The organism is Streptomyces sp. NPDC059567, assembly GCF_042735655.1.
In the GTDB taxonomy this organism is placed as follows: domain Bacteria; phylum Actinomycetota; class Actinomycetes; order Streptomycetales; family Streptomycetaceae; genus Streptomyces.
Window position 1 is genome coordinate 1 of sequence record NZ_JBHWBS010000145.1, and the last position, 8,879, is coordinate 8,879.

The window sequence follows — 8,879 nt, forward strand, 5'->3', positions numbered from 1 at the left end:
GGTACGCGGGCGCCGCACCCCCACCCTGCGCTCCAGGGGGGGGGCGCCCTGCGGCAGCGGGCGTCGCAGCGCCGGCTGCCGCCGACACCCCCCATGCCTCCGTCGCGGCGTTCACCGGGCCGCTCGTCCAGGGTGTCAGGTGGGTGTGTGAGCGGTTTTGTTCGTCGTGGTGCCGTCTTCGTCCTGGGCCTCCGGCGCAGCAGGCTGTTGCGGAGCCGGTGGGGTGCGGACCAGCAGTGCGACCAGCACGGCCAGGGTGCCGAGCACGGCGCCGATGCCGAATCCCCACCGGATGCCCGTGGCCAGGGCGCCCGTGGCGTCGGCTCCATCGGCCGCTGCCGTGGCGGCGTGTCCCGACATGACACTGATGACCAAGGCGGTGCCGGCGGCGGCCGCGACCTGTTGGAGCGAGCCCAGGATGGCGGAGCCGTGGGGGTAGAGGTGCGGCGGCAACACGGACAGGCCGGAGGTGAAGACGGGGGTGAAGACGAACGCCATGCCGGCACTCAGGGCCACGTGAAGGGCGAGCACCAGCCACGGCGAGGTCTCTTCGCCCGTGAGGGCGAACAGCGCGAGGCAGAGCGCTGTGAGAGCGGCTCCGGGTACGACCAGGCGCGGTGCGCCGAGTCGGTCGTAGAGCTTGCCGACCTGTGGTCCGAGCAGGCCCATGGTCAGGCCACCGGGGATGAGGAGCAGCCCGGTCTGCAGCGAGGTCAGGCCGCACACCTCCTGCAGATACATCGGCAGCAGGATGAACGCACCCATGAGGGCCATGAAGGACAGGCACATCAGGCCGAGCGCCACGGAGAAGTGACGGAATGTCAGGGCGCGCAGGTCCAGCAACGGTGTGGACGAGCGCTGTAGCGCCAGCTGTCGCCATACGAACAGGCCTACCAGCACGGCGCCGGCGAGGGTCATGGCCGCCGGGGACACGGGGGCCTGGGATGCGCTCCCGGCACCGAGCTCGCTCAGGCCGTAGACCAGGGCGCCGAAGCCTGCTGCCGCGAGGGGGACGGACAACCAGTCGATCGGGCCGGCCTGCGGCTCGCCGATGTCGACCAGTTTGCGCCGACCGAATACGGCCATTGCTCCGGCGATGGGCAGCACGGCCAGGAACAGCAGGCGCCATGTCCCCAGCTGCAGCAACACACCGGAGACCGCAGGACCGAGGGCGGGTGCGACGGAGATGACGAGGGTGATGTTGCCCATGACACGGCCGCGGTCGTGCGGGGGCACGAGGGTCATCAGCGTCGTCATGAGCAGCGGCATCATGACGGCGGTGCCGCTGGCCTGGATGACACGGGCGGCCAGCAGCACGGGAAAGGCGGGCGCGGCCGCGGCAAGAGCCGTGCCGGCGAGGAACAGTGCCATGGCCAGGCCGAAGGCGGTCCGAGTCGTCACGCGCTGGAGGAACCACCCCGTCACCGGGATGACGACGGCCATGGTGAGCATGAAGGCCGTGGACAGCCACCCTGCGGCTGCCGCGGTGACCTCGAACTCGCGCATGAGCCGCGGGATCGCGTTGACCATGATCGTCTCGTTGAGGAGGACGACGAACGTGGACAGCACGAGAATCCGCAGCACGGCGGTGACGCGGTCGGGCGAGAGCGTGGGCGTTTCGTGTGGTGCGAGCATGGCGCCTTCCGTCATGTGAGTGTCCTCCGCACGTGGCAGGTCACACTGACAGACCGGGGCGCCGGGAAGAACTCATCGCTGTTCCCCGATCCTGCCGGTGCCGCCGCCAAAGCTCAAACCATTTCCCGACCCGGAACCACCAAGGCATGGCTTCCGACGCAGACCGCCGAGATCTACGACGACGGGCAGCAAGCGCTCCCCTCCATACCGGGCGCCTGGCGCTGGATCTTCATACGCCTCTACGCGGGGTCGAAGCGCGGTTTCGTCGATCCGCGTGTCGAGCCTCGCACCCCGTCACCGACCAGCAGGTTCGGGGCTCACATCGCGCGGTACCGCCCTGTCTCCACTTCCGCGACGAATCCCGCGCTCACCAACCGCTCCACGTGCTGCGTCGCCGTCCTCCGCTCCACCGGTGCCACTTGCGGTCCTTCGACATGGGGGCGGTAGACCAGTCGGTGCGCGACGACTTCCTCAAGGGTCCTCGGCTCACGGAGGAAGGCCAGGAGTGTCGCGTCTCTTCGCTCGACCACGCTGGAGTACACGTCCAGGCGTCGCCGGAACTCCGTGGCCCCCTCGATGACGCCCTTCTGGTGAAACGTCCCGTACCAGCGCGCGTCGATGTCCCGGCATCGTCGCAGCGACGCCTCGAAGTCCACGAGGCTGCTGTTGATGTCGCCGTAGTACGGACCGAACGAGGTCAGGTCGATGTCCGCGAGGAACAGAAAGCCGTCCGGCTCGACGAGGAACCCACTGTGCCCCGTGGTGTGGCCGGGGAGATGGACGACGGTCACCGTGCGGCCCCCGCCGAGGTCGAAGACATCGCCGTCCGCGCAGGCCATCGCGTCCGGACGGCCCCGCACATGGAACGCGTCCCGCATCCTCGCGTCGACCTCGTCGACGGATTCCGGCGCAAGGCCGAATCCGGCGACCATGACCGCGCGGGATCGCAGCGCCTCCAGGTCGCCGTGGTGGATGTGGACGGGAACGTCGTAGCTGCCCAAGCCGGCGATGTGGTCCTCATGGGCGTGACTCACCAGCACCGCGTCGGCCGGTGGAGCGTCTGCGACCAGCGACAGCGACGGGTCGATGACCACCGACGCCGTCGAACCCCTTACGAGCAGGGAGTTCCCGTTGGGATAGGCGCCGCGATCAGCGCCGACGAGCACGGTGACGACGCCGTACTCAGCGGTGGTACGCCCCATGGTCCACACCTCCCGCTTCCGAAGCCCGTGCGGAGTCCCGCCTCGCCGATGATCTCGTGCTACCCAGCCATCCGAGGAGGAATGCCGCCGGGACCGACACCAGGCCCGGGGTATGGAACGGGTACGGGTCGAAGCCCGGTTCGGGCCGGAGCGCGTACGCGCTCCCCGAGACGGTGGGCGAGAACACCGTGAGCAGGGTGCAGAGGAAGAGCCCCCGTACACGGACCAGAGCAGCCCCTGGCGCTCGAACGCCGGCCAGCGGACGAAGTCGCCCGGCGCATGCGGGCCCGGGCCCCTGCTCGCACGCGCCGGTCGGGCCCCGGCCCGCCGGCGGGGCGATCAGGGAGAGAAGGGAAGCGACTCTCGTGGATTTCCACACGGCGATGGCCGGCAACGCAGCCGGCACCGTCCATTGCCCGTCCATTCGTCAATGCTCCTCACCGGAGTCGCTCTCGACATCGTGGAGGGTTCTACGCGCGTCGGAATAAGCACCGGCATATCGGAAGACACCATTCGGAATCCTCCCACTTGGAGATACGACCACAACCGTTCGGTAGGGGGCGCAATTACACCCGTCACCAGGAGAGAATTCCGGACGCACTGTCCAAAAAGATCAACAGGAAAGATCCATGCGACGAAGACTCTTCGGCATGACCGCCTCCGTGGCCGCGTTCGGACTACTGGGCTCCCTCGTCACCGCCTGCGGCTCGTCCGGGAGCGACGGAACGACGTTGCGCCTGGTGGCCCCCGAGTACGGCGCCGGCCCCGGGACCGGCTCCAAGGCGTACTGGGACAAGCTGACCGCAGCCTTCACCGCCGCCCACCCCGGCAAGAAGGTCGAGGTGACGCTCTACCCGTGGGCCGACGTCGACCGAGAGGTCACCCGCATGGTCGAGGAGGACAACGCCCCGGACGTGGCTCTGATGGGCGCGTACTCCGACTTCGCCGCGCAGGGCCGCCTTTACGCCGCCAGTGAGGTGATGTCGATCAGGGCGGAGGCGAACTTCCTGCCGCCGCTGGCGGAGGCGGGCTCGGTCGACGGCACCCTCTACGGCCTGCCCTTCGTGGCCAGCAGTCGGCTGCTCTTCTACAACGAGGAGGTGTTCGACGAGGCCGGAGCGGAGCCGCCGAAGACCTGGTCGGAACTGAAGGACGCGGCCGAGGCGCTGAAGGAGGAGGGCGTGCTCTACCCGTACGCCCTGCCGCTCGGCCCTGAGGAGGCGCACGCCGAAGCCCTGATCTGGGAACTGAGCAACGGCGGCGGGTACACCGACAGCAGCGGCAGGTACAGCATCGCCTCCGAGCGGAACACGCAGACGTTCCGCTGGATCAAGGACAACCTGGTCCTGCCGGCCCTGACCGGCCCGGTCCCGCCCGCCGAGCTCAACCGGCAGGACGCCTTCGCCGCCTTCCTGCGCGGCGACGTCGGCATGGTCAACGGCTATCCCTCGCTCCTTCACGAGGCCAGGGCGAAGGGCGTGAAGGTCGGCACGGTGCCCATGCCGGTATCGGACACACTGGGCGACAGGGAGACCCCGCCGGCTGCGGGCGTCGCCGACTGGATGATGGCCTTCAAGCACGACGGCAATCGCGAACTGGTGGGCTCGTTCCTGAACTTCGTCTACGAGGACAAGAACCTCAGCGAGTTCGCCGGGCGCTACCACTTGCTGCCGTCGACGGTGTCCGCCACCCAGGCGTCCCGGTACGCCGCGGCGGACCCCAGCGCCGAGCAGTTCCTGGCCGCATTGCGCCGTGCGCAGCTCTACCCGGTCAACGAACCGTCCTGGCTCCAGGTCAGCAATACCATCAAGCGGAATATCGGCAAGGCGGTCGCACCGTCCGCCGACCCGAAGGTCGTCCTGGAGCACATCGCCCAGCAGGCCCGGGACGTAACTCAGCAGGGTTAACGGTCTCCGGAATCCGCGGGCCCCTTTCCTCCCCCTCCCGTTCATCCGTCGTCACTTGCTTTCTCTCCTTTCCCGCCCGCGCCCTCTCCGGACGCGGGAGCCAGGCCATGGGGCGGCGACCGGACGTCCGTCTCGTCGCTCGCCGGCGCGGGCACCGCTACCGAGGCGCTCGATTGGACGCCCTCGGGCAAGTCCGGCCCCTGGAAGGCGGGTTGGCGCCATGGCGGCTACCCGCCGCCCGCGGGCCGGTGCGCGGAGGTAAACGCTCCGTGAGGATCTCGGGCATGGTCTTCATACCCAGACGGCGGTCCGCGCTGGCCGCGGCCGCCACCGCGCTCGCGCTCGGCGGCGGGCTGCTGCTGCCCCAGAGCGCGGCGAACGCAGACACGACGGGCGAGGCACAGGCCCCACGACAGGACGCCACCACGTCCTACGACATCACGCTGATCACCGGCGACGTCGTGCACTACCGGGAGGTCGCCGGTGGCAACGATGTCGTGACCGTCGACCGCCCCGAGGGCGCGACCGGCGGAGTTCACATCCAGCGCTACGGCGAGGACACCTACGTACTCCCGGCCGAGGTGATGCCGCTGCTGGCGGCCGACCGGGTCGACCGCAGGCTGTTCAACGTCACCGAACTCGCCGAGATGAAGCTGGACGACAAGCACGCGGACGGCATCCCGGTGATCGCTTCCGCCCCCAGGTCCCGCTCCGCTCGGCCCCCGGCCGCCCCGATGGGTGCCGCCAAGGTCCGTACGCTCGAGTCGATCGGCGCGACCGCGCTCAAGGCCGACAAGGACAAGGCGCGCGCCTTCTGGAACGCCGTCACCCCCGCCGCGACGAACGCGCGGACCCTCGACGGCGGGATCGGGAAGCTGTGGCTGGACGGGCGCGTGGAGGCCGCCCTGAGCGAGTCCGTCCCCCAGGTCGGCGCACCACAGGCCTGGGCGAAGGGCATCGACGGTACGGGCACCAAGGTCGCCGTACTGGACAGCGGCATCGACCCGACGCACCCGGACGTCAAGGACCGCATCGTCGGGACGAAGAGCTTCATCCCCGGCGAGGAGGTCACCGACGGCCACGGCCACGGCACCCACGTCGCCTCCACCGTCGTCGGCTCCGGAGCGGCCTCGGACGGCGCGAAGAAGGGCGTGGCACCCGGCGCCGACCTGCTGGTGGGCAAGGTGCTCGCGGACAGCGGGTACGGCTCCGAATCCGGCATCGTCGAGGGCATGGAATGGGCGAAGGCCCAGGGCGCCGACATCGTGTCCATGAGCCTCGGCTCGCAGGGCGGCGACGACGGCAACTCGCCCGAGGCGCAGGCCGTCAACGCCCTGTCGGCGAACGGCGGCCCGCTCTTCGTGATCGCCGCCGGCAACTCCTCCAGCCCCGGCAGCGTCAGCTCCCCCGCCTCGGCCGCCTCGGCGTTGACCGTCGCCGCGGTCGACAAGACCGACAAGCGCGCCTCGTTCTCCAGCCAGGGCCCGCTCGTCAACTCCTACGCCCTGAAGCCGGACATCTCCGCGCCCGGAGTGGCCATCAGCGCCGCCGCCTCGCAGGCGGTGCCGGGGTGGACGGGCGGCATGTACCGGTCGATGAACGGCACCTCGATGGCCACCCCGCACGTCGCGGGCGCGGCCGCCGTCCTCAAGCAGCGGCACCCCGACTGGGACGGCCAGCGCATCAAGAACGCGCTGATGTCCTCCTCGAAGAAGCTGGACGCCTACAGCCCGTACGCCATGGGCACGGGCCGGCTGGACGTCGCCAAGGCCGTCGACACGACGATCGAGGCCACTGGTTCGGTCGCTGCCGCGGTCTACAAGTGGCCCTACCAAGGCGCCGCGAAGACCGAGCGCACCCTCACCTACCGCAACACGGGCAACGCCGACGTCACGCTGGACCTGTCGCTCGACACCGACGACCCGGCGTACACCCTGTCGGCCTCGACCGTCACCGTCCCCGCGAACGGCTCCGCCGACGTGACGCTGACCCTCGACCCGACGAACGTCCCGTCCAACACCTCGTTCTCCGGCCAGGTCATCGCCCGGAACGGTGACACCGTCGCGGCCCACACCGGCTTCGCGCTCTACAAGGAGCGTGAACTCTACGATTACACGCTGGAGTTGAAGGGCCGGGACGGCAAGCCCGCCAACGGCATCGTCGCCCTCACCTTCGAGGGCAACCGCACCCCCGTCTCGATCGCCGTCCAGGGGAAGACCACGCTGCGGGTGCCCCCGGGCACCTACACCGCCTGGACCTATCTCGATGTCGAGGGGGAGCGCCCCGACTCGCTGGGCGTGGCCATCCTGACCGCCCCCGAGACGGTGGTGTCCGGGCCGACCACGGTGACGCTGGACGCGAGCAAGGCGCGCGCGGCCACGGTCCGGGCGCCGAGGGAGGCCGAGGTCTCGCAGACGATCCTCGACTTCCACCGGATGTACGAGGACGGCACCGGTTCCGGCGGCGTCGGCTTCGACAGCCAGCTCGTCCTGCTGCCGTACTACGACACGGTCTATCTGAGCCCCACCACGAAGGTGGCCAAGGGAGAGTTCAGCGTCATGACGCGCTGGCGGCTGCGCGAGGAGTTCCTCGACGCCGAGACCGGCAGCGGACACGACGTGCAGCTGACCGGCCAGAACGGCACCGCGTTCAAGGACGGCAGGAGCAAGCTCGCCACCGTATACGCGGGCAAGGGCGCCGAGGCGGACTACGACGGGATCGACGCCCGCGGCAAGGCCGTGATCGTCGAGCGCAGTGACGAGGTCAGCGCCGCGACCCGCGGCAAGAACGCCGCGGCGGCCGGTGCGGCCATGCTGATCAGCGTCAACGACGGCCGGGGCAGGCTGTACGAGGGCTACGGAAGCCAGGAGATCACCGTGGCCTCCGTCCGCGCAGGGGACGGCGCACGGCTGATCAGCGAGGCGAAGTCGGGCCGCGGCATCCTGCGGGTGGACCAGCAACGCTTCCCGGACTACCTCTACGACCTGGTGCGCGTGTACCGCGACGCGATCCCGGACCGCCCCTTGGACTACCGGCCCGACGAGGACGACCTGGCCAAGGTCACAGGCAAGTACCACGGCCACAAGGACACCGTGGGCGGCGGCTTCCGCTACTACATCCCGGTCCGCGAGATCGGCCGCGGCCGCGGCGTGGGCTTCGCGGAGTACGAGGCGTTCCCGGACGTGCGGACCGAGTACGTCACCCCGCAGGAGGGGAACAGCTTCTGGTACGAGAACCACAAGGCCGGCTTCGACAATATCGGCGACCTGGAGCAGCGCGGCGACGCCGACCGCTACCGGGCCGGCCGCGCCTACACCGCCGAATGGTTCGCCCCGGTGCAGCACCCGCGGTTCGGCTACGGGTACGTCAGCACGGCCACGACCTACAACGGCGTCCAGGTCAACATCCCGATGTGGTCCGACTCGGGCCGCGGGCACTCCGGCGCGATGCCCAACGCCGAGTACGACACGGGCACCATCGCCCTGTACGACGGTGACACGCTGGTCAAAAAGTCGAAGGGCCGCGCGTTCTCGGTCAGCCTGCCCCGGCAGTCCAAGCCCTACCGCGTGGTGGCCGTGTCCTCCCGTGACGCCGCCGTCTGGCGGACCTCGACGAAGATCCGCACCGAGTACGGGTTCACGCACCACCCGAACGCGGAGGGCGACTTCGGCCAGTACGACCTGAAGCTGCTCAATCTCTCCCTCGACGTGCCCACGGACCTGCGCGGCGACGCCGAGGCGGGACGGAAGCTGACGATGGGGCTGGGCGCCGAGACCCAGCACTGGTTCGCCGGTGAGCAGTTCAAGGGCGAGACGGCCACCCTGTCGGTCTCGTACGACGACGGTGGGACCTGGCGCCAGGTGCCGCTGGCGAAGACGGCGGACGGTCGCTGGACGGCGAAGTTCACCACCCCGGACCGTCCGGGTTCGTTCGTCTCGCTGCGCGCGTCCGCGCAGGGCCCCGACGGCTTCAGCGTCAGCCAGGAGATCATCAGGGCCTTCGGACTGAAGTAGGGCCCGCCCGTACGGAATCGAGCGGCCCCCCCCCCCCCGCGGGGGGCGCGCTCGGGGTGAAACCCACACCGGCACGTCCCCCACCAGTCCGGCGGCGACCGGAACCCTGACCGGAAAAAGGG

The 8,879-nt window shown here is 69.9% G+C and carries 4 protein-coding genes; 2 read left to right on the plus strand and 2 right to left on the minus strand.

Annotation, left to right across the window (positions count from 1 at the left end):
* Positions 1 to 135: 135 nt before the first annotated feature.
* Positions 136 to 1,650 (minus strand): DHA2 family efflux MFS transporter permease subunit, encoded by a 1,515-nt coding sequence (locus ACFVZW_RS35135; protein ID WP_384530319.1) that lies wholly within the window; start codon positions 1,648 to 1,650, stop codon positions 136 to 138.
* Between the two features lie 302 nt (positions 1,651 to 1,952).
* Positions 1,953 to 2,837, minus strand: a complete 885-nt coding sequence (locus ACFVZW_RS35140) for an MBL fold metallo-hydrolase (RefSeq protein WP_384530322.1) — start codon at positions 2,835 to 2,837, stop codon at positions 1,953 to 1,955.
* A 629-nt stretch (positions 2,838 to 3,466) separates the two neighbouring features.
* Here ACFVZW_RS35140 and ACFVZW_RS35145 point away from each other — a divergent pair.
* Positions 3,467 to 4,744 carry an extracellular solute-binding protein gene (locus ACFVZW_RS35145; RefSeq protein ID WP_384530325.1) on the plus strand — a complete coding sequence of 426 codons (1,278 nt, stop codon included), beginning with the start codon at positions 3,467 to 3,469 and terminating at the stop codon, positions 4,742 to 4,744.
* 284 nt (positions 4,745 to 5,028) lie between these two features.
* Complete coding sequence (locus tag ACFVZW_RS35150; protein ID WP_384530328.1) at positions 5,029 to 8,757, plus strand: S8 family serine peptidase; 3,729 nt, start codon at positions 5,029 to 5,031, stop codon at positions 8,755 to 8,757.
* Positions 8,758 to 8,879 lie beyond the last annotated feature (122 nt).